Source organism: Nocardia sp. JW2 (assembly GCF_051843015.1).
Classification (GTDB): domain Bacteria; phylum Actinomycetota; class Actinomycetes; order Mycobacteriales; family Mycobacteriaceae; genus Nocardia; species Nocardia coubleae.
In genome coordinates, this window is sequence record NZ_JBPXLK010000013.1 from 56,211 (window position 1) to 82,757 (window position 26,547).

At 68.8% G+C, this 26,547-nt stretch carries 23 protein-coding genes; 7 read left to right on the forward strand and 16 right to left on the reverse strand.

Annotation, left to right across the window (positions count from 1 at the left end; translation table 11 throughout):
• Positions 1 to 4: 4 nt before the first annotated feature.
• Positions 5 to 931, reverse strand: a complete 927-nt coding sequence (locus ACSVDM_RS19275; protein WP_439266778.1) for a 4-(cytidine 5'-diphospho)-2-C-methyl-D-erythritol kinase — start codon at positions 929 to 931, stop codon at positions 5 to 7.
• A gap of 173 nt (positions 932 to 1,104) precedes the next feature.
• Here ACSVDM_RS19275 and ACSVDM_RS19280 point away from each other — a divergent pair, with 173 nt between their 5' ends.
• A complete protein-coding gene (locus ACSVDM_RS19280) occupies positions 1,105 to 1,311 on the forward strand; it encodes a cation transporter (protein ID WP_067485507.1) in 207 nt (68 codons plus the stop codon).
• A 42-nt stretch (positions 1,312 to 1,353) separates the two neighbouring features.
• Here the strand turns inward: ACSVDM_RS19280 and rsmA are convergent, their stop codons facing one another.
• The 5 genes from rsmA to ACSVDM_RS19305 form a co-directional block, all read right to left on the reverse strand.
• Positions 1,354 to 2,235: a 16S rRNA (adenine(1518)-N(6)/adenine(1519)-N(6))-dimethyltransferase RsmA gene (gene rsmA, locus ACSVDM_RS19285; protein WP_439266780.1), complete on the reverse strand. Its 882-nt coding sequence runs from the start codon at positions 2,233 to 2,235 to the stop codon at positions 1,354 to 1,356.
• 34 nt (positions 2,236 to 2,269) lie between these two features.
• On the reverse strand, positions 2,270 to 3,412 hold the full coding sequence (locus ACSVDM_RS19290) for a lipase family protein (RefSeq protein WP_439266782.1): 1,143 nt from the start codon (positions 3,410 to 3,412) through the stop codon (positions 2,270 to 2,272).
• Positions 3,413 to 3,474: 62 nt separating this feature from the next.
• On the reverse strand, positions 3,475 to 4,554 hold the full coding sequence (locus ACSVDM_RS19295) for an alpha/beta fold hydrolase (protein WP_439266784.1): 1,080 nt from the start codon (positions 4,552 to 4,554) through the stop codon (positions 3,475 to 3,477).
• A 167-nt stretch (positions 4,555 to 4,721) separates the two neighbouring features.
• The gene (locus ACSVDM_RS19300) at positions 4,722 to 5,849 is read right to left on the reverse strand and encodes a transglycosylase family protein (protein WP_439266786.1); all 1,128 of its coding nucleotides are present in this window, start codon (positions 5,847 to 5,849) and stop codon (positions 4,722 to 4,724) included.
• Positions 5,850 to 6,022: 173 nt separating this feature from the next.
• Positions 6,023 to 6,856, reverse strand: a complete 834-nt coding sequence (locus tag ACSVDM_RS19305) for a TatD family hydrolase (RefSeq protein ID WP_439266788.1) — start codon at positions 6,854 to 6,856, stop codon at positions 6,023 to 6,025.
• Between the two features lie 22 nt (positions 6,857 to 6,878).
• Between ACSVDM_RS19305 and metG the strand changes: the two genes are divergently transcribed.
• Complete coding sequence (gene metG / locus ACSVDM_RS19310; protein ID WP_439266790.1) at positions 6,879 to 8,444, forward strand: methionine--tRNA ligase; 1,566 nt, start codon at positions 6,879 to 6,881, stop codon at positions 8,442 to 8,444.
• Positions 8,445 to 8,495: 51 nt separating this feature from the next.
• Here the strand turns inward: metG and rsmI are convergent, their stop codons facing one another.
• Entirely contained in the window at positions 8,496 to 9,323 is an 828-nt protein-coding gene (rsmI, locus tag ACSVDM_RS19315; RefSeq protein ID WP_084456794.1) for a 16S rRNA (cytidine(1402)-2'-O)-methyltransferase, read from the reverse strand.
• Positions 9,324 to 9,518: 195 nt separating this feature from the next.
• Here rsmI and ACSVDM_RS19320 point away from each other — a divergent pair, with 195 nt between their 5' ends.
• Positions 9,519 to 11,069, forward strand: a complete 1,551-nt coding sequence (locus ACSVDM_RS19320) for a dolichyl-phosphate-mannose--protein mannosyltransferase (RefSeq protein ID WP_439266894.1) — start codon at positions 9,519 to 9,521, stop codon at positions 11,067 to 11,069.
• Between the two features lie 4 nt (positions 11,070 to 11,073).
• On the opposite strand, the gene ACSVDM_RS19325 is transcribed toward ACSVDM_RS19320, so the two are convergent.
• A complete protein-coding gene (locus ACSVDM_RS19325; RefSeq protein ID WP_439266792.1) occupies positions 11,074 to 11,430 on the reverse strand; it encodes a GntR family transcriptional regulator in 357 nt (118 codons plus the stop codon).
• Positions 11,430 to 12,665: an arginine deiminase gene (arcA, locus tag ACSVDM_RS19330; RefSeq protein ID WP_439266794.1), complete on the reverse strand. Its 1,236-nt coding sequence runs from the start codon at positions 12,663 to 12,665 to the stop codon at positions 11,430 to 11,432. The genes ACSVDM_RS19325 and arcA overlap by 1 nt, the downstream gene beginning before the upstream one ends.
• A 121-nt stretch (positions 12,666 to 12,786) precedes the next feature.
• Between arcA and soxR the strand changes: the two genes are divergently transcribed.
• Together soxR and ACSVDM_RS19340 are read left to right on the forward strand one after the other, a co-directional pair.
• The gene (gene soxR, locus ACSVDM_RS19335; RefSeq protein ID WP_067485487.1) at positions 12,787 to 13,272 is read left to right on the forward strand and encodes a redox-sensitive transcriptional activator SoxR; all 486 of its coding nucleotides are present in this window, start codon (positions 12,787 to 12,789) and stop codon (positions 13,270 to 13,272) included.
• A 32-nt stretch (positions 13,273 to 13,304) separates the two neighbouring features.
• Positions 13,305 to 14,057, forward strand: coding sequence for an isocitrate lyase/PEP mutase family protein (locus ACSVDM_RS19340; protein ID WP_439266796.1), 753 nt, complete (start codon positions 13,305 to 13,307; stop codon positions 14,055 to 14,057).
• 15 nt (positions 14,058 to 14,072) lie between these two features.
• On the opposite strand, the gene ACSVDM_RS19345 is transcribed toward ACSVDM_RS19340, so the two are convergent.
• The 6 genes from ACSVDM_RS19345 to ACSVDM_RS19370 form a co-directional block, all read right to left on the reverse strand.
• Entirely contained in the window at positions 14,073 to 15,200 is a 1,128-nt protein-coding gene (locus ACSVDM_RS19345; RefSeq protein WP_439266798.1) for a glycosyltransferase, read from the reverse strand.
• Positions 15,201 to 15,278: 78 nt separating this feature from the next.
• Positions 15,279 to 16,247, reverse strand: a complete 969-nt coding sequence (locus ACSVDM_RS19350) for a GAF domain-containing protein (RefSeq protein ID WP_439266800.1) — start codon at positions 16,245 to 16,247, stop codon at positions 15,279 to 15,281.
• Positions 16,248 to 18,065 (reverse strand): putative bifunctional diguanylate cyclase/phosphodiesterase, encoded by a 1,818-nt coding sequence (locus tag ACSVDM_RS19355; protein ID WP_067485939.1) that lies wholly within the window; start codon positions 18,063 to 18,065, stop codon positions 16,248 to 16,250.
• A 68-nt stretch (positions 18,066 to 18,133) separates the two neighbouring features.
• Positions 18,134 to 20,281: an Rv1355c family protein gene (locus tag ACSVDM_RS19360; RefSeq protein ID WP_439266802.1), complete on the reverse strand. Its 2,148-nt coding sequence runs from the start codon at positions 20,279 to 20,281 to the stop codon at positions 18,134 to 18,136.
• 309 nt (positions 20,282 to 20,590) lie between these two features.
• A complete protein-coding gene (locus ACSVDM_RS19365) occupies positions 20,591 to 21,031 on the reverse strand; it encodes an AraC family transcriptional regulator (protein WP_067485474.1) in 441 nt (146 codons plus the stop codon).
• Positions 21,028 to 21,471, reverse strand: a complete 444-nt coding sequence (locus tag ACSVDM_RS19370) for a GyrI-like domain-containing protein (RefSeq protein ID WP_067485472.1) — start codon at positions 21,469 to 21,471, stop codon at positions 21,028 to 21,030. The genes ACSVDM_RS19365 and ACSVDM_RS19370 overlap by 4 nt, the downstream gene beginning before the upstream one ends.
• Positions 21,472 to 21,653: 182 nt before the next feature.
• On the opposite strand from ACSVDM_RS19370, the gene ACSVDM_RS19375 reads away from it, so the two are divergent.
• The gene (locus ACSVDM_RS19375; RefSeq protein ID WP_439266804.1) at positions 21,654 to 23,831 is read left to right on the forward strand and encodes a hypothetical protein; all 2,178 of its coding nucleotides are present in this window, start codon (positions 21,654 to 21,656) and stop codon (positions 23,829 to 23,831) included.
• Here ACSVDM_RS19375 and ACSVDM_RS19380 read toward each other — a convergent pair.
• On the reverse strand, positions 23,824 to 24,750 hold the full coding sequence (locus ACSVDM_RS19380; RefSeq protein WP_439266806.1) for an alpha/beta hydrolase: 927 nt from the start codon (positions 24,748 to 24,750) through the stop codon (positions 23,824 to 23,826). The genes ACSVDM_RS19375 and ACSVDM_RS19380 overlap by 8 nt on opposite strands.
• A gap of 291 nt (positions 24,751 to 25,041) precedes the next feature.
• Between ACSVDM_RS19380 and ACSVDM_RS19385 the strand changes: the two genes are divergently transcribed.
• On the forward strand, positions 25,042 to 26,532 hold the full coding sequence (locus ACSVDM_RS19385) for an MDR family MFS transporter (protein ID WP_067485468.1): 1,491 nt from the start codon (positions 25,042 to 25,044) through the stop codon (positions 26,530 to 26,532).
• The last annotated feature ends 15 nt before the right edge of the window (positions 26,533 to 26,547 follow it).

A 26,547-nucleotide genomic window follows, 5' to 3' on the forward strand; every position in this document is an offset into this window, starting at 1 on the left:
GCGTTCAGTGCGCTTCGTGGTCGAGCACTCGCGCGCCCGGTACCGGGCCACTCGCCGTGCGCACGCTGCGGCACACGCCCGCTCCGGCCAGTTCGGCGGCCACCGCGATGGCCGCCTCCTCCGTCTCACACAGGAACGCGCAGGTCGGGCCGGACCCCGACACCAGCCCGGCCAGCGCACCGGCTCCGACCCCGGCGCGCAAGGTGCGGCGCAGTTCCGGTTTCAGGGAGAGAGCGGCTGCCTGCAGGTCGTTGCCGAGCAGCGGGGCGAGGGCGTGTGGGTCGCCTGCGGCCAGGGCTTGCAGGAGTTTCTGCGGGTCGCCGAGGCGCGGCGGGTCGCCTTCCTCGCGCAGGCGGTCGAGCTCACGGAAGACCGACGGCGTGGACAGCCCGTCCTTGGCGAGGGCGAGTACCCAGTGAAAGGTGTTGCGCGACAGCACCGGCAGCAGCTGTTCACCACGACCGGTGCCGAGTGCGGTGCCGCCGTGCAGGGCGAACGGCACGTCGCTGCCGAGTTCGGCGGCGACCGAGGCCAGTTCGTCGCGGCCGAGTCCCAGGTCCCACAGCTCGTTGAGCCCGACGAGCGCGGCGGCCGCGTCGGCGCTGCCGCCCGCCATGCCACCGGCCACGGGGATGCCCTTGGCGATGGCGATCTCGACGAGCGGCGCACGCCCGGCCAGGTGGGCCAGCGCGACGGCGGCCTGCCAGACGAGGTTGGTCCGGTCGGTGGGGACCTGCGCCGCGCCCTCCCCCGTCACCCGGACGGTGAGCGAGGCGGCGGGGGCCAATCGTAGGTCGTCGGACAGGGATAATGCCTGGAAGACCGTGGTCAGGTCGTGGTACCCGTCGGCGCGCACATCACCGACTCCGAGATGCAGATTCACCTTCGAAGGAGCGCGCACGACGACCGGGCTGGGCACAACTGACAGCACGATCACCAAGCGTAACCGGTAGTACCGACGAGTATGTGTGCAGAAACGGCCGACCGGTCGGTGGGTATCCGCGATGGACGAACCGAGGGCTTGCGCTCAGTACCCATGGGGGGTATGTTCGTTCGTGTCGGGGGCATACCCCGGGACCGTATATTCGAGCGAAGGAGTCGGCCATGGCCACCACCACTTACACCGTCACGGGGATGACCTGCGGACACTGCGTGAGCTCGGTCAAGCAGGAGATCGGCAAGATCGACGGTGTCACCAGCGTCGACGTCGACCTGGCCAGCGGACTCGTGCGCGTCGACAGCGCGAACGAGGTGTCCGAGGCCGAGGTGGCCGCCGCCGTCGACGAGGCGGGGTACGAACTCGCCCGCTGATCCTGCTGTGGCCCGCACCGACGGGGTGCGGGTCACAAGGGTTCAGCCCTGAGCGGCCAGTTTCACGAACGCGGCGGTCTCGAGAGTCTCACCACGCGCCGTCGGATCGATACCCGCGGCGACCAGCCTGCGCTCGGCCTCGGCTGGCGAACCCGCCCAGCCGGACAGCGCCGCCCGCAAGGTCTTTCGCCGCTGGGCGAAGGCCGAGTCGATCACCTCGAACACCCGCCTGCGATGCGCGTCGTCCATCGGCCACGGCGGCTCGGCATACCGATCGATGCGGACCAGGCCCGATTCCACCCGCGGCACCGGCCAGAACACCTGTGTACCCACATGACCCGCGCGCCGGACCTTGCCGAAGAAACCCGCCTTGACGCTCGGCACCCCGTACACCCGGTTGCCCGGCTCGGCGGCGAGCCGGTCGGCCACCTCGGCCTGCACCATCACCAGCGAGACCTTGATGCTCGGCAACTCGGCGAGCAGGTGCAGCAGCACCGGCACGGCCACGTTGTACGGCAGGTTCGCCACCAGCGCGGTCGGTTCCGCGGGCAGCTGATCGGCGCGCACTCGCAGCGCGTCGGCCTCGACCACCCGCAGATTCCCGACCAGGTCGGGAGCGCGATCGGCGACGGTTTCGGGCAGGTAGTTCGCGAGCACCGGGTCGATCTCCACGGCGACTACCTGGTCGACCACATCGAGCAGGGCCAGCGTCAGCGAGCCGAGGCCGGGACCGACCTCGAGCACCGTATCGCCCCGACCCACACCCGCCGCGGACACGATGCGCCGCACCGTGTTCGCGTCGTGGACGAAGTTCTGCCCGAGCTGTTTGGTCGGTCGCACGCCGAAGCGTTCGGCCAGCGTACGCACCTCGGCGGGGCCGAGCAGCGCGGCGGGACCGCGAGCGGAATTATCGGGTTGGGACACTGCTAGAACTTACCAACCTCGCCGATCGGGCAGCTCAGCGCTGTGGTGGGGCGGCGTTGACACGGGCGAGGAAGGCGTCGATGGCATCGAGCTGGGCCGGTGTCACCGAGCCGTGTGTGCCGGTGCCGGGCAGCACCTGGTGGTCCACTCCGTTCACGGCGAACTGAGCGACCAGCGCCGCGTGCAGCGGGGACGGGACGATCGTGTCGGTGACGTTCATGGTCAGCAGGATCGGCGCGTCGTAGCCGCTGGTCGGCAGGGCCATGTAGGCCGCGAGGGCGCCGCGCAGCGGTTCGATCGGGCGGACGAACATATCGCGCGAGGTCATCCCCTTGGTCTCGGCGACGATCGTGTCGAGGCACTGGCCCGCGGCCGCGTCGATGACGGCCTTGCCACGCGGCGTGAGGTAGGAGTCCACGTCGAGTTCGGGGTGGGTGGCGCGCAGACCCGCGAGGATGCTGACGAGGAAGATCGTGCTCCCCGGCGGGCCGGGCACGTCCGGTCCCATGAACGGCAGGACCTTCTCGACATCGGAGGCGGCATCGATGGCGACGGTGCCCCGGAAATCGAGTTCGGGAGCGTAGGCGGACTGGACGTGGGCCGAGCTCAGCGCCGCGTGTCCGCCCTGTGAGGTACCGACCACGCTCCACGTGCGCGACAGGTCGGGTTCGGCGGCGCGGGCCGCGCGGACCAGATCGATGGTCGCGGTCGCCTCGCTGCGCACCTCGAGATACGGATGCGGACCGGTGTCGAAGCGGCCCAGGCCCAGGTAGTCGGGCGTGACGACGGCGAAGCCCTGCTCGACGAAGCGCTTGATGAGACGGTCCTCGGCCGCGCGCTGCGCCGGGAACGGCGCGGTCTCCGGGTCGGCCTGACCGCCGCAGCCGCGGCCGGAGCCGGAACTGCCGTGGTCGTAGGCGATGATCGGCCAGCCGGTGGCGGGTGCGTCACCGCTCGGCAGGAACAGTGCACCGCTGGCCGGGCGGGCGACGCCGGCGGAGTCGGTCATCCAGTACTCGATGGACGAGCCGCGATCCAGGCCGTGCCAGCCCGCCGCCTCGGCCTGCGCCGAGATGAGCGAGCCGGGCGTTTCGGCGGACGCGGGAGCCAGACCGGCAAGCAGCGCGGCGGAGGTCAGGGCCGCGACAACGGCCGCTCTGATCGGCTTGTCAGACATGGACTCGTCTCTCCACCAGGGGGATCATGAACTTGGACGAGTGTACAGATAGGTGGTCGGGATCAGCGTGCTCGAGCCAGGAATTGATCGATAGCCACCCACATCGCCGGGCTCAGCTGGGTGTGGCTCCCCGTGCCGACCACCGTCTCGAATGCCACGCCGCCCGCGGCGAACTGTGCCGCGAGCGCCGCGTGCAGCGGGGACGGCACCGTCCGGTCGGTGGCGTTCACCAGCAGCAGGATCGGTGCGTCGTAACCGCTGGTCGGCACGGCCATGTAGTCGGTCATCACCGAGCGCAGCGGTTCCTCGCCGAGCGAGCGCGACAGCAGGTCGCCGAGGTAGAGATCGGCGACCCGGTCGTCGATGGCGTCCTGGCACAGCGTGCCGATCTCGTCGAGCACCTGCCGACCGAGCGGGCTGAGGTAGCTGTCGACCTGCGCCTCCGGCCGGGCCGCACGCAAGCCGGCGAGAATGCTCGCCGAGAAACCGAGGGTGCCGCCGCTCACGCGGTCCGGGTTGCCCGGGCCGAGCAGCGGGGCGACTTTCTCCACATCCGAGGCCGGGTCGACGGCGATGGTGCCACGGAAATCCAGCTCCGGCGCGTAGCTCGCCTGCCGGTGTGCGGTGGCGAGCGCGGCATGCCCACCCTGCGACATGCCCGATGCCAGCCACACCGCCGAGAGCTCCGGATGCATCGACCGGGCGGCGCGCAGCAGATCCAGCGTGGCGGTCGCCTCGGTATCGATGTCGAGGTACGGATGCGGCCCGGTGTCGAACCGGCCGAGCCCCAGATAATCCGGGGCAACCACCGCGAACCCGCGCGACACCACGTGCCGGATGAATTCGTCTTGTCCCACTTGCGATGCCGGCCACGGCGCCCCCGCTGGATCGGATTGCCCACCGCAACCGGAACCGAGCCCGGTGGTGCCGTGGTCGTAGGCGACGATCGGCCACCCGCCCTCGGGCGCGGGGCCATCCGGCAGATACAGCACACCACTGGCCGGCTGGGTCGCCCCGCCGACTCCCCTGGTCGAATAGTCGATGATCTCGGCGTCCAGGCCGCGCAGCACCGCGGGCATCACGGCGAGCGCCTCCCCTGGCGACTCCGCGTGCGCACCCGGCGCACAGATTCCGAGCCCCATCGAAACAGCCACCGCCGCAGCAGCGCATCGCATCGCCGAAACACCGCGCATCTCAACCACCCGTCGACTCGTCCGAAGCCGACCCCGCCGCACGAGCACAGCAGACCCGGCGAAACGAGAGCACGCTACCGCACGGCAATCCCCCGCCGTGACAGCGACTTACCTGATCAGCTCAGGCCGAGGCGGCCGGTGCAGGCGGGCCAGGCGCCCCAGCCCTGGCGGGCGCGGGTCACTTCGGCGATGGCGATCTGTTCCTCGCGGGTGGCCAGGTCGGCGCGGGGGGCGTACTTGAGGCCGCCCTGGCGTTCCCAGGTGCTCTGGTCGAACTGGATGCCGCCGTAGTAGCCGTTGCCGGTGTTGATCGACCAGTTGCCGGTCGACTCGCACTTGGCCAGCGCGTCCCAGATGTCGCCGTCGCGGACCGGCGGCACCTCGGTGCCCGGCTTGGCGCCCTTGCGGATGGTCTTGGGCTGGGCGGGGGTGATGACCTTCGAATTGGTCTGCACGCGATGGGCTTCGACACCGTTGATCATGGTCACCGCGAAGGTCGCCTCGTGCAGGCCGGGCGCACCGGGGTTCTCCACGACGGTGCGGCTCATGTTCATCGTGACGTCCTCGATCACCTGCTCGGTGGGTTCCAGCGGCAGGGTCTCGGTGCGCTCCTCGACGCGCTGACGGGTGACGGTGACCTTCATATCGCCGGTGAGCGGGGTGCTCGCGGCGGGCTCGGCGAAGTCCTGGTCTTTGAGCGGGATGCCCGCGGCGGTGAGGAAATCGCCGACGGTCGGGGCGGCCAGGCGCACGTCGACCGGTTCGCCACCACCGTCGACGACGGTGACGGTGCGCGGGGTGTACACGCTCAGCGCGGCACCGGCCAGCGGCAGCTTCTCGGTGCGGGTGGGCACCACGTGGGTGTCGGCCGGGATCTGCATCTGCGCGAGCGCCTCACCGGCGGTGATGCCGGTGGTCCACACCTTGCGTTCGGCGCCGTCGACGATCACCATGATCTCGCGGCCGCGGTTGAGGGTGATGGTCGCGCCGTCGGACACCTTCGTGCCCGCCGACGGGCGGACGTCGTCGTGTTCGCTGAGTTCGTAGCCCGCGTCGTCGAGGATCGCGCGCACATCGCGCGACATGGTGGTGAGCTCGACGCGTTCTCCGTCGACCACGATCGCCACCGTCTTGTGATTGACGATGGCCATCGAGGCGCCGACGAGCAACACCAGCAACAGGGCCGCCGCCGCCGCGTACAGCAGCGGCGAGCGGGACGAGTTGATCCGTGCGAAAGCCGACATGGTTACGGAACGATAACGAGCATGTCGACATGGGACAACAGGGTGCCGCCCGATCAGCGGGACCACACATCACGATTCGATATAGACATCGCAGGTAGATAACGGCTTCGACACAGAAATGTGAGCCGAAACACGTTTATCGTCCAGTCCCCTGACAACAGGGCGAAAGGGACTCAGCGAATGCGATAGAGCCTTCGGGCATTGGCCGTGGTCGTCTCCGCCAATTCGACCGGGTCCTGTTCGCGGATCTCGGCCAACGCGCCCACCGTGTACGGCAGGCAGTACGACTCGTTCGGTGCCCCCCGATACGGATGCGGCGTCAGATACGGCGCGTCGGTTTCGACCAGGATCTGATCGGCGGGTACCAGCTTGGCCGCCTCACGCAATTCGTGCGCGTTCTTGAAACTCACCGTTCCCGAGAAACTGAGCACATACCCCTCGGCCACACACGCCTGCGCCATGTTCGCGTCCGAGGAGAAGCAGTGGAAGATCACGGTGTCGGGGGCGCCCTCGTCGAGCAGCACCGTGAGCAGGTCGTGGTCGGCCTCGCGGTTGTGGATCATCAGCGGCTTGCGTACCCGCTTGGCCAGGTCGATGTGCCAGCGGAAACCCTCGATCTGGGTCTCGATGTCGGCGCAACCGTCGAGTTTGCCCGGCCAGTAGTAGTCCAGGCCGGTCTCACCGATCGCGACGACGCGGGGATCGGTGGCGAGATTCTCCAGTTCGGCCATGGCCTTGTCGTCGAGGGCGTTTGCGCGGGTGGGGTGCAGCGCGACGGCCGCGTACACGCGCGGGTCCCAGTGCGCGGCCCGGACCGCCCACTGCGCGGCGGCGAGGTCGTCGGCGACCGTCACCACATGGCCCACGCCGACGGCGGCGGCCCGGTCGACGATCGCGGTGGTCGAGGCGGCATCGGTCGCGCCGCAGGCGTCGAGGTGGGTGTGCGCGTCGATCAGCGGCGCGAGCGGTGCGGGAGGAGGCGGAGCCGGACGATTCTGGTTTGCCACGCGGATTACAGTAGTTGCCATCATGAGCGAGCGAAGCGAGCAGCAGCCGGCCTTCTACATCACCACGGCCATCGCCTACCCGAACGGTGCACCGCATATGGGGCACGCGTACGAGTACATCTCCACCGACGCGCTTGCCCGCTTCAAGCGTCTCGACGGCTACGACGTGTTCTTCATGACCGGCACCGACGTGCACGGCCAGAAGATGCAGCAGACCGCGGCCGCCGAAGGCGTTCCGGTACAGGAACTCGCCGCACGCAACTCCGACGTGTTCGAGGCCATGGACAAGGCCCTCGACGTCTCCTTCGACCGCTTCATCCGCACCACCGACGAGGACCACAAGGCCGCGAGCGTCGCCATCTGGGAGCGCATGCTCGCCAACGGCGACATCTACCTCGACAACTACTCCGGCTGGTACTCGGTGCGCGACGAGGCGTTCTACACCGAGGAGGAGACCACCCTCCTCGACGACGGCACCCGCGTGTCCACCGAGACGCAGACCCCGGTCACCTGGACCGAGGAGTCGAACTACTTCTTCAAGCTCTCGCAGTACCAGGACAAACTGCTCGAGCTCTACGAGACGCGTCCGGAGTTCATCGCCCCGGCGACCCGGCGCAACGAGATCGTGAGCTACGTCAAGGCCGGGCTGAAAGACCTGTCGATCTCGCGCACCACCTTCGACTGGGGTGTTCCGGTGCCCGGTCATCCCGATCACGTGATGTACGTGTGGGTCGACGCGCTCACCAATTACCTGACCGGCGTGGGCTTCCCGGATACCGACTCCGAGCGGTTCCGCAAGTTCTGGCCGGCGAACGTGCACATCATCGGCAAGGACATCACCCGCTTCCACACGGTGTACTGGCCCGCGTTCCTGATGTCGGCGGGCATCGAACTGCCGGAGCGCGTGTTCGTGCACGGGTTCCTGTACAACAAGGGCGAGAAGATGTCGAAGTCGACGGGCAATATCGTCGACCCGCTCGAACTGGTCTCCACCTACGGCCTCGACCAGGTGCGCTTCTTCCTGCTGCGTGAGATCTCCTACGGCCAGGACGGCAGCTACAGCAACGAGGCCATCGCGGGCCGCATCAACAGCGACCTGGCCAACGAATTCGGCAACCTGGTGCAGCGCAGCCTGACCATGGTCAACAAGAACTGCGACGCCAAGGTCCCCACGCCGGGCGAATTCACCGCCGACGACCGCGCCCTGCTCGACCGCGCGGCGGGCCTGCTCGACAAGTGCCGCACCGAATTCGACGCCCAGCAGATGCACCTGGCCCTGGAAGCCGTCTGGCTCACCCTCGGCGAAACCAACCGCTACTTCTCCGCCAATGCCCCCTGGGCCCTGCGCAAGTCGGGCACCGAGGAAGACCTGGCCCGCATGGCGACGGTCCTCTACGTCACCCTCGAGGTGGTCCGCATCGTCGCGATCCTGGTCCAGCCGGTGATGCCCGGCTCCGCCGCGAAGATCCTCGACCTCCTCGGCCAGGATGCCCGCACCTTCGCCGACATCCCCACCCCCCTCGTCCCCGGCACCGACCTCCCGGCCCCGGAACCGGTGTTCCCCCGGTACGTGGAGCCGAAGGAGTAGATCCGGAACCACTGCGGCGCACCCGATCTCGGATGCGCCGCAGTGTCGTCCTCACTCGGCGGATCGGGCGGCGAGTACGGCGTCGTAGAGTTCGCGACGGGAGGCGCCTCGGCCTGCCGATACTTCCGCGCAGGCGTCCTTGAGGCGCATACCGCTCGCGACGAGGGTTTCGACTTCGTCGACGAGTTGGGCCGGTTCGGCCGAAACCGGTTGGGCGCCTTCGAGAACCACGGTGATTTCGCCGCGCGCGCCGTCGACCGCCCATTCGGCGAGTTCGCCGAGGGTGCCGCGGACGACTTCTTCGTAGGTTTTGGTGAGTTCGCGGCAGACGGCGGCACGGCGGTCGGGGCCGAGGACGGTGACGGCGTCGGCGAGGCAGTCGGCGAGGCGGTGGGGTGCTTCGAAGAAGACGCAGGCGCGTTGTTCGGAAGCCAAGGTGCGCAACCACTCCCGGCGCTGGCCGCCTTTGCGCGGCGCGAAACCGTCGAAGCAGAACCGTTCGACCGGCAGGCCCGACAGGGCGAGCGCCGTGGTGACAGCCGACGGGCCGGGCAGGCAGGTGACGGGCAGGTCGCGTTCCACGGCGGCGGCCACCAGCCGATAACCCGGGTCGCTCACCGACGGCATGCCCGCGTCGGTCACCAGGAGCACGGTGAGCCCGCTCGCGATGTCGTCGAGCAGGGCGGGGATGCGGGCGGTCTCGACATGGTCGTAGAAGCTGACGACGCGTCCGGTGATCTCCACCCCGAGAGCCTTGGCGAGCGATCTGGTGCGGCGGGTGTCCTCGGCGGCGACCACATCGGCCGTGCCGAGCGCGTCGCGCAGACGCTGCGACGCATCGCCGATATCGCCCATCGGGGTTGCCGCTAGGACCAACACGGTGGGGTTCCGCCTCTCCGGGAGTTCGGCCGCAGGCGGTGCGTGCGGCGCGCGGTGCCAGTGGATGGCGCGACGTCCATTCTGTCAGGTGACCCGGTCCCGACCGGTGTCGGCTCGGCCCGAGTCGGTGGCACCGCCTACGATCGGGGCGTGATCCCGGTGACCGAAGCCCGTTCGACGCGCCCGGTGTCGGCCGTGGTGAGCCCGGTGCCGCTGCGACCGGCCCCCGATTTCGGGCCGCTCGACACCGCGCGGGGCTGGGCGGTCACCCTGGTGCTCACGGTGATCGCGGGCGTCACCCGCTTCCTGAACCTGAACTATCCCACCGACGCGCGCACACCGGTTTTCGACGAGAAGCACTACGCCCCGCAGGCCTGGCAGATGGTCACCGGTGGCGGAGTCGAGGACAACCCCGCCTACGGCCTGGTGGTGCACCCCCCGGTCGGCAAACAGTTCATCGCCCTCAGCGAGGCCCTGTTCGGCTACAACGCCTGGGGCTGGCGCGGCACCGCCGCCCTGGCGGGCACCGTGCTGGTGCTGCTGGTGATCCGGATCGTGCGCCGGATGTCACGCTCCACTTTGATCGGCGCGTTCGCGGGCATCCTGCTCATCGCCGACGGCCTGACCTTCGTGTCCTCGCGCATCGGCATGCTCGACATCTTCATGGCACTGCTGGTCACCGCCGCGTTCGGCTGCCTGATCGTCGATCGCGACGAGGTGCGTGAGCGCATGGCCGCCGCCGACCTGGCCGGTCGCGTCGGGCTCACCGACTGGGGCCCACGGCTGGGGGTGCGCTGGTGGCGTTTCGGCGCCGGTGTGCTGCTCGGTCTGGCCTGTGGAACCAAATGGTCGGGCATCTACTTCATCATGTTCTTCGGGCTGATGAGCGTGGCGTTCGACGTGAGCGCCCGACGCGCGTACGGGGTGCGCAGGCCGTGGGTCGGCACGCTGGTGCGCGATGTGGGGCCCGCGCTGTACGCCCTCGTCGTCATTCCGCTCGTGGTGTACCTGTCGTCGTATTGGGCGTGGTTCGCCAGCGAGACCGGGACCTACCGGCACGCGGTCGGCAATCAGATCGGCACCGGTGGGGCATTCGCGTTCCTGCCCGACGCCCTGCGCTCGCTCTGGTACTACCAGGGCGAAACCCTGGATTTCCATTCGACTCTCACCAATTCGGCGGGCAATCACCACCCGTGGGAATCCAAGCCGTGGACCTGGCCGATGGGTCTGCGCCCGATGCTCTACTACTACGCCGACGGCACCGTCACCGGATGTGGCGAGGCGCAGTGTGTGAAGGCCGTGATGGCCATCGGCACCCCGGCGCTGTGGTGGCTCGCGCTGCCTGCGCTGGGCTGGATGATCTGGCGCAGCGTCACCCGGCGGGACTGGCGGTACGCGGCGGTGCTCGTCGGCTACGGCGCAGGTCTGCTGCCCTGGTTCCTCACCCTCGACCGGCAGATGTACTTCTTCTACGCCGTCGTGCTCGCCCCGTTCCTCGTGATGGGTATCGCGCTGGTCCTCGGCGACATCCTCGGTTCGTCGCGACCGGTGGGGATACCGCGCAGCCCGACGGGCACCTACCTGCCCGCCCCGGTCGACGAGCGCTACGCCCTCGGGCTGCTGATCGTCTCCATCTACCTGGGCCTGGTGATCGCGAATTTCGTCTGGCTGTGGCCCATTCTCACCGGGATGCCGATCAGCCCCGCCACCTGGCAGGACCACCTCTGGTTACCGAGCTGGCGCTGACACCTCAGCCGAGCGCACGGTGGACGAAGTCGATGGCGTCGCTGTCGGCGAGGCCGAGCCTGCGGATGGTCGTCACGTAGTCGACGGCGGCGCGGCCGGCGATATCGCGGGTGGGGTCGCCCGACGACGCGATGAAAGAGCCCTGGCGGCCACGGGTTTCGAGGACACCGTCGGCCTCGAGTTCGCGGTAGGCGCGGGCGACGGTGTTGGGTGCGATGCCGAGGTCGGCGGCCAGCGCCCGCACGGTGGGGATCTTGGTGCCCGCCGTGAGCGTGCCCGCGCGGACCTGTTCGATCACCGCCATGCGCAACTGTTCGTAGGGCGGCTGGGTGGAATCGGCGGACAGCTCGACGTGGAACATCACACCTCGTCTCGGGACAGCGGGCAGGACATGCATCGGGGGCCGCCGCGCCCGGACCCCAGCTCCGAACCCTGGATGGTGAGCACCTCGATCCCCGCGTCGGTCAGGCGGGAGTTGGTCATCTCGTTGCGTTCGTAGGCAACGACGACGCCGGGGGCGAGCGCGAGGGTGTTGTTGCCGTCGTCCCACTGCTCGCGTTCGGCGGCGGGTCCGTCGCGGCCGGTGTCGATCACCCGCAGGGTCGGGATACCCATCGCGGCGGCAGCGGCGGGCAGGAACGGTTCGGGGCCGCTGATGCTGATGCGTTCGGTGTCACCACGTCCGGCGAAGCCGTCCTCGCGGCGAATCGTGAACGCCTGCAGGGATTCCCGGACACCGGGGTACATCACCACCGCATCGGTGTCGACCATGGTGCACACGGTGTCCAGGTGCATGGTCGCGCGGTTCTGGGCGATCGGCACCACCAGCACGGTGTGCGCGAGGTCGTCGTCGAAAAGACTGCGCGCCAACGCTTCCGCACCGGCGGGGGTGGTTCGCTCGCCCACGCCCACCGCGACGACGCCGGGAGCGAGCAGCAGCACATCACCGCCTTCGATGGGGGCCGTGTGTGATTCGTAGGCCCGGCGCACGCCGAGGAAACGAGGGTGGAAGGCGTAGACGAGGTCGGTGATGGAGGTTTCGCGACTGCGCGCGGGCAGCGCGAGGGAGGTGATCGCCACCTTGGGACCGACCCAGAACGACGAGTCGCGGGTGAACAGCAGGTTGGGCAGCGGGTCGATGACGAAATCGGCACCGTGATGCATCCGCCGCACCAGCGACGTGGAGTCGGGACCGAACGGCAGTTCGTCGAAAGTCATTCCGGCCATGAGGATGTCGGCCAGTTCGGGGGCCTCGACCTTGCGGAGTTCGGCGGCGAGCTGGTCGGCGAGATCGTGGCCGAGCCTGCGCGCGTCGACGGCGGCGGAGATGCCCTGGATACGGGCGGCGCCGCTGGTCGCGAGGGTTTCGGTGAGCAGGTCGGCGAGCAGCAGCACCTCGACGCCGCGCCCGCGCAGGACGGCGGCGAAGGCGTCGTGTTCCTCCTGGGCGCGTTCCACCCAGGGGATGCCGTCGAAGAGCAGCTGATCGTTGTTGCTCGGGGTGAGCCTGCGCAGCTCATCGCCGGGCCGGTGCAGCAGCACCGTGCGCAATGTGCCGACCTCGGAGGTGACAGCCAGGCGCGAGTCCGTTCCCATGCCGAAACCGTAATGCGAGCGGGGCGCGCCTGCCAGGAGGACCCGCACCGAGTCACCCCGTTTTCGTACACCACACAAGTACCTCAAGTATGGTTGAGGTGAAAGCGGGAGGAGACAGGAAATGACGACGGCCGATTGGCAAACGAAGGAGCTGACCCCCGGGCAGCTCTCCGAGCGTAGTGGAGTTGCAGTGTCCGCGTTGCACTTCTACGAACGCGAAGGTCTCATAACGAGTCGTCGAACCAGTGGCAATCAACGCCGCTACGCACGCGAGACGCTGCGGCGGGTGGCGTTCATCCGTATCTCCCAGCGCGTCGGCATCCCGCTCAGCGATATCCGCTCCGCGCTCGACCGGCTGCCCGAGGGCCGCACACCGACCCGACGCGATTGGGAGGCCGTGTCGACCACCTGGCGTGCGGACCTCGACGAACGAATCACCCAGCTCACGCGCCTGCGCGACAATCTCACCGGTTGCATCGGCTGCGGCTGCCTGTCGCTGGGTTCGTGCAAGCTCGTCAACGAACACGACCGCCTCGGTGCGGAGGGGCCGGGCGCGCGCGTGCTCGACGTACACCTGAACTGCCCACCGAAAAGTGGCTGCGCCTAGCCACTGCCGCACGGCTGGGGCATCATCGCGGTATGACTTCACTCGAGACCCGCGCCAAGTCCCTGCTCGCGCTGCACCGTCCCGGCGACCCGGTGGTCCTGCCGACGGTGTGGGACGCCTGGTCGGCGAATGTCGCTGTGAGTGCGGGCTTTTCGGGATTGACGATGGGCAGTCACCCGGTCGCGGACTCGATCGGACGCCCCGACGGTGAGGGGATGAGCTTCGACGAGCTGCTCGCGCGTGTCGCGCAGGTGACCGCCTCGGTGGAGGTGCCGGTGTCGGTCGACATCGAATCCGGGTACGGCCTCGAACCGTTGCAGCTCATCGACGGCCTGCTCGGGGCGGGCGCTGTCGGCCTCAATATCGAGGACACCGTGCACAGCGAGGGCAAGCGGCTGCGCGAGGCCCAGGAGCACGCCGACCTGGTGCGCGGCCTGCGCGAGGCCGCCGACGCCACCGGCGTGCACGTGGTCGTCAATGCCCGCACCGACCTGTTCCTGCGTCAGGACGGCGAGGAAGCCGACCGCGTCGACCGCGCCGTCGCCCGCCTGACCCTCGCCGCCGAAGCGGGCGCCGACGTGCTCTATCCCGTCGGCCGCCACAGCGACGAAACCCTGCGCCGCCTGACCACCGAACTGCCGCGCCCGGTCAACGCGATCGGCCAACCCGGTACTCCCGCCAAGTCCTATTTCGCCGACCTCGGGGTAGCCCGGATCAGCTTCGGGCCCTTCCTCCAGGCGGCGCTCGCGACTGAAGCGACCCGTCTGCTCGAGACCTGGAAGTAGTCCGGCTGAGGTAGGTCAGCGGTTCAGGACCGCGAGCATGCCTGCCACCGCCCGGGGCCAGGTGAATTGTTCGGCGCGGTGGCGGGCGGCTTGGCGACGGTCGGTGGTCGGCATGGCGAGGACGTCGGTGACGGCTCGGGCGAAGGCTCGGGGGCGGTCGGCGGCTACGGCGCCGCATTCGGCGGTGATGATGTCGGCCAGGGCCGAGGAGCGGCTGGCCACCACGGGGGTGCCCGCGGCCAGGGCTTCCAGGGCAGCGAGGCCGAAGGTTTCGTGGGGTCCTGGTGCCAGGGAGACGTCGGCGGTGGCGAGCAGGGTCGCCACCTCGGCGCGGTCGCTGATGAAACCGGTGAAGTGCACGGCGGGTTCGCCGCCGGGTAAGGGCGGCAGGGTGCGGGCGCGGCGTTCGAGGGATTCGCGGCGGGGGCCGTCGCCCGCGACGACCAGGCGGGTCGGCATGCCCGCGCGGTGCAGGGCGCCGATCGCCTCGATGCTGCGGTCCACCCGTTTCTCCACCGACAGCCGCCCGCAGTGCACGAGCAGTGGATAACCGTCCACGCCGAGGTCGGCACGGAGCCGACGGTCGCGCCTGCGCGGGCTGAACAGGTCGAGGTCCACACCGAGCGGGACGAGTTCGACATTGGGGGCACCGATCCGCAGGAACTCCTCACGGGCGAAATCGGTGGTGCACACGACCATGTCGTAGTCGTCGGCGGTGCGCCGGTTGGCCACGTCGGCGCAGCGCCGGGCGGCGGGCCCGGGGAGCACCTGACCGAGCAGCCGGTCGAGCCGTTCGTGCGAGATCATCACGCTGGTGACGCCGCGTCGCCCGGCCCACCGTCCGAAACCGCGCAGGGTGAGCCGGTCGGACACCTCGAGCACATCGGGCCGCAGTCCGGCGAGTACATCGGCCACCGCTCGTGGATCGGCCGCGCGGTACCCGCCGGTGAACGGAATACCGAACGCGGGCAATGTGATTCGCAGAGCGCCGGTGGACAGCACTTCCTCGCTGCGGCGCGGGCCGGGCACGATCAGCACCACCTCGTGCCCGGCGGCCACATACCCTTCCCCCAGGTGGTGCAGCGCGGTGCGCAACCCACCGGATCGTGGGCCGTAGAAATTCGCTAGCTGCACGATGCGCACATGCCGATGGTCCAGCCGTCCGGGTTACTCGCGGCTCCTGCCCGTGGAATGGCACGTGAACACCCGTGAAAGAGCCGCTTAACCCGATTCGCCGTCGAGCGAGGGCCGCACCCGGAGCAATCCGTGCCCGGTGGCGGCCGTGGTGACCGTCGCCAGCTCGGCGTGCGCGCGGATCCACTCGCCCTCGGCGAAGCGCACCCGCAGCGTGAGGCGCCGCGTCGTGTCCGGAGCTTGCACCAGCTCGGCACAGGCGGCACGCAACGCGGTCAGATCGGCGGGATCGATGGTCGGTCGTTCGACGGCCCAGCGATCCAGCGGCGGCGGTGGATCAGCCACCCATTCGTAGATGACGCCGCTGGCGAGCAGGATCAGCCCGGCACCGACATCCACTCCCTTGGACACGGCGCGCAACATCGCGACCTCGAGGTCGACGGTTTCGCCGCCGAGTTCGGGGACGGCGTGCATCAACCCGCTCACCCGGCGCAGCTCCGGCCGGGCCCGCGCCACCATCTGGAACCGGCGGACCTGTTCGTCGTCGCCGAGCACGTCGACCACTCCCTGCCAGCGCCCACCGGGCTCGAGGGTGCTCGCCATCGCGAAATAGTCGACCCGGCCGTCGAAACGGACCATGCGCCCGAACGCCTCGGGCGGTGTGCGTACCACCCGCACGGCCCCGGGCTCGCGCGCGAAGATCAGTTCCTCCAGACCCGGTCCGTGATGGGCGAGTTCGGTGCGGGCATCCCAATCCCAGGCGGCGACGTGACGGCGTGGCGGCACGGGCGCGTCGGCGGGCCCGATCCAGACCTGGACGCCGTGTGTCCCGCCCAGTGCGCACCGCACGGGTTCGACGACAACGACGGTATCGCCCAGACGCGCGGATTCCCCGCCGCGTACCGCGTCACGCAGCAGTTTCGCCTTGGCGGGACCGATCGCGCGCGACCAGCGTTGGGGGGCGATCCATTCCCTGATCCGCGCGTCGTCGGCGACAAGAGCCGGTTTGAGATCCTCGGTGAGGGTCTCGACCAGTAACCACCCGTCGGCGGTCATTCAGCTGGGTGCCACGCCGCGTCCGGCACGTGGGAGATCGAGATCGAGCGGAATACGCCCCTCCCGAAGCTGAACCTCGACCTCCTCGGCGGGCATCGGTCGTGCGATCAGGAATCCCTGGGCGCGGTAGCAGCCGAGACCGACGAGGGTCCGGGCCGCCATGGGTGTCTCCACACCCTCGCCGACCACGCCGAGCCCGAACGAACCGGCCAGGCCGATAATGGATTTCACGATGGCGAGGTCGTCGTTGCTGTCGCCGAGGCGCTGCACGAACCCCCGGTCGATCTTCACCGCGTCCACCGGCAGGGCCTTCAGATGTGACAGCGAGCTGTAACCGGTGCCGAAGTCGTCGATGGCGATCTGCACGCCCATCCGCTTGAGCCCGCGCAGGGTCACCCGGGTGCGCACGAGGTCTTGCACGACAACGTGTTCGGTGATCTCGAGGCACACCGAGCTGCCGTCGATCTCGAACAGGCGGAGGATGTCCTCGATCCGCTCGACGAAATCGGCGCTCACCAGCTGCACCGGCGACACATTGATCCGGATGACGACATTGGCCGCCAGGCCACGCCGCCGCCAGTCGGCGAATTGGGAACAGGCCGAACGGATCACCCAGCGACCGAGCTCGCCCGCCAGGTTGGTCGCCTCGGCCACCGAAACGAACGCGCCGGGCGGTAACAGCCCACGGGTGGGATGCTGCCAGCGCACCAGCGCCTCGAGCGCCACGATCCGACCGGTGCGCAGGTCGACCTCGGGCTGGTAGTGCAGGATCAGCGACCCGTCGGAGACCGCGCTGCGCAGGTTCAGCTCCACATCGTCCTGGAGTTCGAACTGCGCGCGCATGGCGTCGGTGAACACCGCGACGCCGTTGCCGCCACCGGATTTGGCGGACAGGAGGGCGTGATCGGCTCGGCGCAAGACATCCGACACCGAAGTCTCGCCCGGAATACCCAGTGCCACACCGACACTCACACCACGGCTCACCGACTCCTGGCCCACCGAGACCCGGCGCCCGATGAGTTGCTGAATGCGCGCGGCCTCGAGTTCGGCGGCGACCGCGTCCATCGGTTCGGCGGGCACGATCACGAATTCGTCGCCACCGAGGCGGGCGATCATGTCGTCGGGCCCGAGGTTCTGTTTCAGCCTGCGGGCGAGAGTGCGGATGAAATTGTCGCCGGCGCTGTGGCCGAGGAAATCGTTGAGGGCCTTGAGCCGGTCGAGATCGAGAAAGAAGGTGGCGACGGGGCCCGGGTTTTCGGGGGCGAGCCTGCGTTCCATGTATTCGAGCAGGGCGCGCCGGTTGGCCAGGCCGGTGAGATCGTCGTGCAGGGCGATATAGCGCAGCTTCTCCTCGGCGACCACGCGCGCCTGCAGTTGCGCGAACAGGGCGGCGATCGCCTTGAGGACATTGAGTTCGCGCTTGGTCCAGGTGCGGTCGCCCATCTTCACGAAGCCGAGCACACCGGTGGACTCACCCCGCGAAACCAGCGGCACACAGGCCATGGCGACCTGCGGGATGCCGGAGGATTTGCGGATCGTTTCCTGGTAGTCCTCGCTGTCGTTACCGGGCCGGACGATCAGCGGTTCGGTGGCGAATTCGAGAGCGCGGAATACCGAGTCGGCCTTGTCGAACTCCACCACCCGTAACGGGTCGGGCACCGGCGTATCCGCGCGCTGCGGCCATTCGGCGACGAGCACGGTGGCGCGGCGGGTGCGGTCGGTATGGCGCAGATAGCTGAAATCGACGTCGAAATGTTCGACGAGTGCGGCGAGCACCCGCTCGCTCGCCGCCACCATGGTCGTGGCGTCGACACCCATCAACTCGGAGGCGACCTCGGTCACCAGTGAGTCGAGCGATTGCCGATGCACGCTGTCTCCGATCCGCGCTATCCGTCGTTCCTACTGCCAGGCACCGGCAACCGTCGACTGCGAACGCTCGCAGCGGCGGCGTAGCTCAGACGAAGAACCAATGCCACGTTCTCATCCTCAGAGATTTCCATGATGTCCAGGAAACGCCTCTGAATGCTGGCAAGTGTATCTGTGAACTCGGGAGAAACGCGGCGCAAATCCTCGGGCCGGTTCGCGTACAGGAACACCGGAGACACCGGCTGCACCGCCAGCCCCAGCAGTTGCGCCCGCAACCAGACCTTTTCGACCGCGGCACCGGCCCGCGCGTAGTCCGCGAGATCCGGTGCGCCGCCGCCGCGTTTCCGGAACCCCACGGCGACCAGCGCGGAACTCGACCGCACCCGATCGACCGTGAATTCGCCGAGCGCGGTGCCTGCCGACCACTCACGCAACCGGTCCATCACATCGCTGCGGCTGCCGACTTGGAGTTTCGCGAGTTCGTCCGGTGCCGGGTCGAGGGTCCGCACGTCGATGCCGGTGCGGATATCCTCGCCCGGCCAGCGCAATTCGGCGTAGAGCTGCTGGTGCAGCTGCGGAGTGAGATAGCGGACGCGATCGCTGGCACCGAGCAGATCCGCGGCCTCGGCGAGGCGTTCGCGCCCGGTGATCGCGTGCACGATCGCCTGGTCCCCCGCTGCTCGAGCGAGAGCGGGCAGCACCGAATCCGGGAGGTCGGCGGCATTGCCGAGGCGCCGGTTGGTGTGGCGCGCGCAGGCGAGGGGGTAGTCGGCGGCGAGCTCGGCGTCGGTGCCGGGACGCAGTCGCAGGCGGGCGATCAGGGGTGCCGACGGCTCGTCGACGAGCAGTTGCGTGTCGCTGAGCAAACCGTGAGCGGCGGCCGCCGCCGTGGCGTTGTACAGCGCGGCACCGACGGCGATCGCGCTGCCGCGCAGGTCGACGTCCATCGCCGTCGTGTCCGTCGGATCGAGGGCGATCTCGATGAGCTCGTCGTCGCCGCGCAGGATCCACGGCTGCACATTGCCACCCGAGGGCGCGCGCTGTGCGCAGGCGAGAATCGCACCGATGGTGTCGGCGGGCGGTGGCTCGTCGTCGAGTTCGGTGGCGTGGTCGTCGGCGTCGTCGTCGAGGTAGCCGGGTTCGGCGAGCGAATCGAGGGCGGCCTCGAGATCGATGCGTGTTCGGCCCGACGACAGCTTCACCCCGAGCCCGATCCGGCGGACCGCCGCACTGACGATCGCGGCACCCAGCTGCACCTCACCGCCCAATTGCGGCCAGGTGGTGATGGTTTCGCCGACCTCGGCCAGGCTGGCGGCCATGCGCGCGGACAGCTGGGCCGGGTCGAGGATGCGCAGCACGTGTGGTGCCTTGGACCTGGTGTCCAGACCGGCGAGCTGGGCGCCGGTGGTCGCACCGAGCAGGCCGTGGAAGGGTTCGCGGCCGGGTTCGAGGTCGTAGCGTTCGACGTCGAACAGGCCGCGGTCGTTGGTGTCCATCAGCAGCGGGATGCGCCTGCGGCGGGCGGCCTCGCGGACCGCGAATTTGATGTCGAGCGAATCGCATTCCTCGACGACGAGGGAGAGCCCGTCGAGGAATTCGTCGGCGGTCTCGGTGAGCACACCGGTCTGCCAGATCTCCACCGGCAGGTACGGGTCGAGTTCGGCGATGCGGCGGGCGGTGACCACCGCTTTGTTCACGCCGACGTCGAACAGCCCGCCCGGGACCCGGTTGAGGTTCGACAGCTCGATGGTGTCGAAGTCGGCCAGGCGCAGCAGCCCGCAGGTGCCCTCGAGCGCCAGCGTGTAGGCCACCGAATGGCCGACGCTCTGCCCCACGACGCCGACGCGCAGTTCCCGCAGCCGCCGCTGTTCGTCTCGGGTGAGCTTGTTGCGGTTGCGGTCCGAGCGGATCGCGGCGAAGGCGTCGGGCCCGAGGACGGCGACGAGCGCGTTGCGCCACGGGTAGTGCACCCACCGTTCCTCGCCGGGGTCGAGACCCGGCGGTGGGCCGGTGAGCTGATCGAGTTCGGCACGCAGTCCGGCGCGCAGGTCGACGGTCTGGATGCCAGGTGTGTCGGCGAGCTGCCGCAAGGTTGCCCGGTCGGTGGGGTCGCGCGGATCGAGCAGACGTGGCCGGTAGTCCGCCGTCTGTGGTGCTTGTTCGTTCATCTAGCGATCGACCCCACGAAAATGTGCCGTCGCGACCGCGGTGGTGTGACGGTGAATCCGCCGCAACCGCGTTTCGCCGCATGCTGCATCGACAGCCATCGGGTTCCTACTCCATGCTTCACGCCCGCAAGGGGTCGGCGTCCCATAGATGCCGACTGGTGCAGTATCCGTCATCGGTTACGAATCCACCAGACAAGTGGCTAATTTCCCGGAAACCTTCTGAGCCAGTTGAAATAACCGCAGGTCAGAAGCGGTTAGGGTGCACTGAGTAAATTTTCGCAGACCGTACGGTCCGAATGCAGCTACCCATCAGTTATCGACTTGGATCGAGACGAACAGTTCCACGTCGGTCGGGCCGTGCCAGACCTCGATCTCCTCGCGGTAGGCGCGCGAGATCTCGGCGGAGGCGGTGGCGTCGTCGACCTGGGCCCACACGTCCTCGACCGGGTCGTGGTAGTCGCCGTTGGGCGCGAAGCGGGCGTAGATGCCCTTGGGCACGCTGACCATGAGGTCACCGACGGGCACCTCGTCGGGCGTGGCGAATTCGCGGGCGACCAGGGCGTTCCAGTTGCCGGCCGGGTCCGGCACGTAAACGGTGTGCAGTGGTTCGCGCCCGCCGGGACGGTCGCGCAGCCGGTCCTTGAGGAACTCGATCAGATCGCTGTTGGAGACCTTGAAACTGGGATGCACGCGCGGTACGGCGAGGCCGCCGTAGAGCGCCCCGCCGCGGACCACGATCGTGTAGGTCATCGCGGATCGACCGCCAGGTACAGGTCGATCTTGTACGCGTGCGGGTAGCACTCGAAATCGCCGGTGAAGGTGCGTTTGATCTGGTTGTGTTCCTCGGCGTAGGCGATCTGGGTCCACAGATCCGTCATCACCTGGGGAAAGTTACCGACCGAGGAGAAGCGGGCGTAGGCGCCGCGCGGGAGCCGGGCGGCGAGATGGCCACGGGTGACCTGGTCGAGCGAATCGCACTGATAGCCGACGATCTGGGTGTTGTAGGTGCCCAGCTCGCCGCTGAAATCGGTGTAGGCGCTGGCCAGTGGCCCGCCGAGATCCTGGTGCAGGACCGCCGACCAGGCGGCTTCGAGGTCGTGGTCGCGCAGCTTACCGAGTGCGCGTTTGGGACTGCGGACCGGCAAACCGGCCACCCAGGTCTCGTCCCGCTCGACGATTTCGAACTGCATTGATGACTCTCTCGAAGGTCGGCACGGTTGCGCCATGCTATCAACATCGGTCGACCCCACCTAACCACAGCTGAGCTGGTCAAACGTCCATCACCACGCGGGGCATTGTCCGATTCACCTCCATGCCCTAAGCTCCCGCGCTCGTGTGGGTACGCGCGGCGCTCGAACCGCGAAAACAAGTGATGCGGTGGGCAGGACTTGTCGTTCTCGCGGTCCTGGCGGGGTACATCGCGGTGTTGCTGGGCGACGCGCGGCACTTCTACACCGACGATACCGAGGCGCAGTACGTGCCCATGTGGCAGCTGCTCGGCGCCGAACTGCGCGCCGGCCGTTTCCCGGCGATGGTCCCGTGGGAATGGATGGCGGGCAACTACAGCCTCGAGGAGGCCGGGCTCTACAACCCGGCCCAGCTGCTGGTGTATCTGCTCGCGCCCTCGTTCGACGATCTGGCCGGTTACGCCACGGCCGTGAAGTTCGTGTTCTCCGCGATCGCGGCGCTCGGCGTGTTCCGTATCTGCCTGGCCTACGGTGCGCGGGCGCCGTGGGCGGCGCTGGCCGGTGTGGCGTTCCCCTTCAGCGGCTGGTTCCTGTTCTTCGACGAGGCGAGCTGGTTCACCTCCCAGACGGGCACCGCGTGGCTCGTGCACGCCTGGGCCTCGGCGGTGCTCTACGCGCGCAAACGATCCGGCCCGATCCCGCTGTTCGTGTTCCTGTACCTGGCGCTGACGATCCAATACGTCTTCCCGGCGGTCGAAGCCGCGCTGATGATCGTGGCCGTGGCCGCCGGGGAGTACCTGTATCAGCGCAAGTGGGTGCCGGTGCTGCGGATGCTCACCGCCGCCGGTCTCGCCGCGCTGGCCTCGCTGATCGCGAATCTGCCGCTGCTGCTGTCGTCCCAGGCCACCTGGCGCGGCGACGTCTCGACCATCCACAATGATCCGTTCCTCACGGTGCCGTGGTCGGAATCGCTCAATGCCAGTCTGCCGAGCACGGTTCCGGCGTTCACCGCGTGGTGGGGGCATGTGCAACCACTGCCGATGGTCTACATCGCGTGGTTCGCGATTCCGGCGCTCGCCTTCATCGATTGGAAGGCGGCGGCGAAGACGGCGAGCGAGTGGAGCGGCATCGCCCTGTTCGGGGTGGCGACGCTGATGTGGACGGCGGGACCCGGCGCGATCGGGCCGCTGCGCTGGCCCGCGCGGGTGCTGCCGATGCTCGCCATCGCCGTGCTCGTGCTCGTCTGCGTCCTGCTCAGCAGGTACGGGGCGTTCGCGTCGTCGCGGCGGCGGTACGCGGCGGCGGGCGCGTTGATCGGGCTGCTGTTCATCCGATCCTTCTCTGCCGCACCGGAACTCCTCGTCCGGCATGTGCTCGCCGTCGTCGAGGTCGTGGCGATGGGCGCCGGTGCGCTGTGGCTCGCGCGTCATCGTGGCGCGGCCGCGGCGGCGACGGCGATGATCGCCGCGACCATGCCCATCGCGTTCGCGCAGGTCGCGGCTGCTCCCGAAACCCCGCTGTCCTACGGGTTCCCGGAGCGGCGCTCGGAGATGCTCGCCGCCTTCCCCGATTTCGGCGGGCGCACACTGCAATTGGCCGACCGCATCGCGGTGCGCGACGAGGAGCGCACGCTCGCGGGCACTTACGGATCGATCGCGCTCGGCAGCTATGCCAAGAACATGGGCCTGCAATACGTGAACGGGTACACCCCTGTCGGGCACGCCGCCTTCGCCGGCCTGCTGTGCATGGCGTGGGACGGTGGCACCTGCCCGGACGCCTATCGCCGGGTGTTCGCCGTCGAACCGTCGACCGACACGCCGATCGTCGACCTGATGCGACTGGATCGCGTTGTGCTGCAACGCGCGCAGTACCCGGACGCGGGCGAGAAGCCCGCACCGCCGGGCTGGGCGTTCGTCCGCTACCCCGGCCACGAACACCAGATCTGGGTGCTGGAACGCGTGAATCCGCTGCCCTCCCCCGGTGACATGATCGCGCACGAATCCGGTGTCCACGCCACGGTGATGTCGGAGGCCGGGCTCACCAACCGCGCGACCGTCTCCTCCGGCACCGGCGGACGGATCGTCTTCTCCCGCCTGGCCTGGCCCGGCTACACGGCCACCCTCGGCCCGAGCGAGATCCCGACCCGCGCGGTGGCGGGCACCTTCCTCGCCGTCGACATTCCGCCTGGCACGCACAACGCCGAACTCACCATCACCTGGCGACCGCCCGGCCTGTCGATCAGCCTCACGGCGGCGCTACTGGCCGTGCTGGGGATCGCGGCGCTGCACTGGTGGTACCGGCGCGAGGACGAACCGGCGGTCGAGGAGCCGGCCGCCGAACGCCCCCGCGTCGCGGTCAGCTGATCGCGGCGGCCAGGTGCGGCCAGGCTTCGTGCAGGTCGGCCTCGAACTGACCCCAGGTGTGCGAACCGGTCGGCCGGTGCACGTGCACGGCCGGGATACCCAGCTGGGCGAGGCGCCCGGCGAAGGCGGCCGTGCAGGCGCCCGCGATGGTCTCGAGCGGCGGCATCGGCAGACCACGGTCGGCGGCACCCGGTGCGCCCGTCGCGGCGGCGAGGAAGATCGACTTGCCCGCGAGGCGAGCGGCATTGGCGAAGACGTCGTGTTCGCGCCAGGTCGGCCCGCCCGGCACACCCCACATGTTGCCCGGGTTGCCGCCGCCGCGCACAGCCTGGGCGCTCGCCATCGCGATACCCATCGGGTCGGCCGCCCACGGGCATCCGCTCAGCGCCGCGACCGCCGAGAACCTCGGACCGCCCTGGATCGCCAGATCCAGCGCCGACGCCGCGCTCATCGATACGCCTGCGATGGCGTTGCGGCCGTTGGTGGCGAGCGCGCCGTCGATCACGCCGGGCAGTTCCTCGGTCAGGTAGGTCTCCCACCGCACGCGGCCGACGGCGGGATCGTCGGAGATCCAGTCGGTGTACAGGGTGAACGCACCGCCGACCGGCATCACCACATTGACGAACTTGTCGGCGAAGAAGTGCCGCACATCGGTGTTGTCCCACCAGGAGATGCCGTCGGCGCCACCGCCGGCACCCGTGAGCAGGTACAGCGTCGGCGCACCCGCACCCGCCGCCTTGATCACCTTGTTCTGCACGACCCGCCCCATCGCGGGTGAGTACACGTCGAGCTGGGCGGCCCGCCCGCCCAACGGCACCTCCCCCGTCACATGAGCCCCCGGCTCGGCTGTCGCCCGGCCCCCACCGACAACAGCAACGATCGCGCACACCACAGCAAGCCACACCCTCGATGTAGTCACCGATCCGGTATACCCCCTGCTCCCGGGTTCGACACGGAAACACACGCGGTCGCCCGTCACCGCCACCGGATGGTGACCAGGGTCACTGCGACCTGGACGTATGTCCTATGAGGTGCTGGTGAGCTGCTGTTTCCACCGATAGCCGAGCACTCGGCACCCGGAAAACCAGATGATTTGTGTCGGTGGTGACCGGAATACTTGCCCGCGCCCGATGAGTTGGACCGACGGCCCCCGTCTTCTTTCTTGTGGTGCCCGCACACCCGCCGTTCCCCGCCCCGGAGGTTTACCCGAATGCCAGCCGACATATCCGCACCTGCCGCGAAGGAGCGGACACCAACTGTCATCCGGGTCCTGGTGCTCGCGACCTTCGTCGTGATCCTCAACGAGACCATCATGATCAACGCGATCCCCCGCCTGATGGAGGATCTGAAGGTCACCGAGGTGGCCGCGCAGTGGGTGTCCACCGCGTTCATGCTCACCATGGCGGCGATCATCCCCACCACCGGCTGGTTCCTGCAGCGGGTCACGACCAGGACGGCCTACGCCACGGCGATGGCCACCTTCATGGCGGGCACGGTGCTCTCGGCCGTCGCGCCGACCTTCGCCGTGCTGCTCATCGGCCGGATCATCCAGGCCGGTGGCACCGCGGTGATGATGCCGCTGCTGATGACCACGCTGATGACCGTTGTCGCGGAGAAGGATCGCGGCCGGGTGATGGGCAACGTCACCCTGGCCATCTCGGTCGCGCCCGCGATGGGTCCGGTCGTGTCCGGGCTGGTGCTGCAGATCAGCGTGCCCCAGATCGACTCGTGGCGACTGCTCTTCGTGCTGATGCTGCCGATCACCGGCATCGTCACCTGGCTGGGTCTTCGCCAGCTCGAGAACGTCGGCGAGCCGGAGGCCGGGGCCATCGACCTGCTCAGTGTCGCGCTGGCGGCGCTCGGTTTCGGTGGGCTGGTGTACGGGCTGAGCAAGTTCCACGGTGACGACTACACGACCGCGATCGTGATCGTCGCCGTCGGCCTGGCCATGATCGGCGCGTTCGCGCTGCGTCAGATCCGGTTGCAGCGCACCGGCACCCCGCTGCTCGACCTGCGCGTGCTGCTGGCAGGCACCTACACCAAGGCACTCGTGCTGATGTCGGTCGCGTTCCTGGCGATGATGGGTTCGATGATCCTGCTGCCGCTGTACCTGCAGAACCTGCGGCACCTGAGCCCGTTGGAAACCGGTCTGCTGGTGATGCCGGGTGGTCTGGCGATGGGTCTGCTCGGTCCGACCGTCGGCAAGCTGTTCGACAAGTTCGGCGGGCGCGTGCTGGTGATCCCCGGCTCGATCGGCATCACCGTCTCGCTGGCGGGCTTCACCCAGATCTCGACGGATATGCCCTACTGGCAGCTGCTCGGCCTGCACATCCTGATGATGGTGTCGCTGGCGGCCACGTTCACCCCGGTGTTCACCCTCGGCCTCGGCGCCCTGCCGATGAACCTGTACTCGCACGGCAGCTCGATGCTCGGCACCCTGCAGCAGGTGGCCGCGGCCTTCGGTACCGCGCTGGTGGTCACCGTGATGTCGGCGCGCAGTACCTCGCTCATCGACGCGGGCACCGACCCGGCGACGGCCGGCCTGGACGGTATGCGCCTGGCCTTCGGTGTCTCCGCCGTCCTCGCGCTGATCGTCATCGCGATGGCGGTGCTGCTGCCCGCTCGCGCGGCGGCCGACCCGCACGCCGCCCCGGCGGTGCAGGACGCCGAGGAGGAAACCCCGGAGCTGGTCAAGAACTGACCTGTTCCCAGCGAA

Excerpts from the sequence above, each read along its gene's own strand:
- ACSVDM_RS19280 (WP_067485507.1), top strand. The coding sequence starts at position 1,105 with ATGGCCACCACCACTTACACCGTCACGGGGATGACCTGCGGACACTGC.
- ACSVDM_RS19290 (WP_439266782.1), bottom strand. The coding sequence starts at position 3,412 with ATGTCTGACAAGCCGATCAGAGCGGCCGTTGTCGCGGCCCTGACCTCC.
- ACSVDM_RS19295 (WP_439266784.1), bottom strand. The coding sequence starts at position 4,554 with ATGGGGCTCGGAATCTGTGCGCCGGGTGCGCACGCGGAGTCGCCAGGG.
- ACSVDM_RS19300 (WP_439266786.1), bottom strand. The coding sequence starts at position 5,849 with ATGTCGGCTTTCGCACGGATCAACTCGTCCCGCTCGCCGCTGCTGTAC.
- metG (WP_439266790.1), top strand. The coding sequence starts at position 6,879 with ATGAGCGAGCGAAGCGAGCAGCAGCCGGCCTTCTACATCACCACGGCC.
- ACSVDM_RS19325 (WP_439266792.1), bottom strand. The coding sequence starts at position 11,430 with ATGTTCCACGTCGAGCTGTCCGCCGATTCCACCCAGCCGCCCTACGAA.
- arcA (WP_439266794.1), bottom strand. The coding sequence starts at position 12,665 with ATGGGAACGGACTCGCGCCTGGCTGTCACCTCCGAGGTCGGCACATTG.
- soxR (WP_067485487.1), top strand. The coding sequence starts at position 12,787 with ATGACGACGGCCGATTGGCAAACGAAGGAGCTGACCCCCGGGCAGCTC.
- ACSVDM_RS19340 (WP_439266796.1), top strand. The coding sequence starts at position 13,305 with ATGACTTCACTCGAGACCCGCGCCAAGTCCCTGCTCGCGCTGCACCGT.
- ACSVDM_RS19350 (WP_439266800.1), bottom strand. The coding sequence starts at position 16,247 with ATGACCGCCGACGGGTGGTTACTGGTCGAGACCCTCACCGAGGATCTC.
- ACSVDM_RS19355 (WP_067485939.1), bottom strand. The coding sequence starts at position 18,065 with ATGGGTGTCGACGCCACGACCATGGTGGCGGCGAGCGAGCGGGTGCTC.
- ACSVDM_RS19360 (WP_439266802.1), bottom strand. The coding sequence starts at position 20,281 with ATGAACGAACAAGCACCACAGACGGCGGACTACCGGCCACGTCTGCTC.
- ACSVDM_RS19365 (WP_067485474.1), bottom strand. The coding sequence starts at position 21,031 with ATGACCTACACGATCGTGGTCCGCGGCGGGGCGCTCTACGGCGGCCTC.
- ACSVDM_RS19370 (WP_067485472.1), bottom strand. The coding sequence starts at position 21,471 with ATGCAGTTCGAAATCGTCGAGCGGGACGAGACCTGGGTGGCCGGTTTG.
- ACSVDM_RS19375 (WP_439266804.1), top strand. The coding sequence starts at position 21,654 with ATGCGGTGGGCAGGACTTGTCGTTCTCGCGGTCCTGGCGGGGTACATC.
- ACSVDM_RS19385 (WP_067485468.1), top strand. The coding sequence starts at position 25,042 with ATGCCAGCCGACATATCCGCACCTGCCGCGAAGGAGCGGACACCAACT.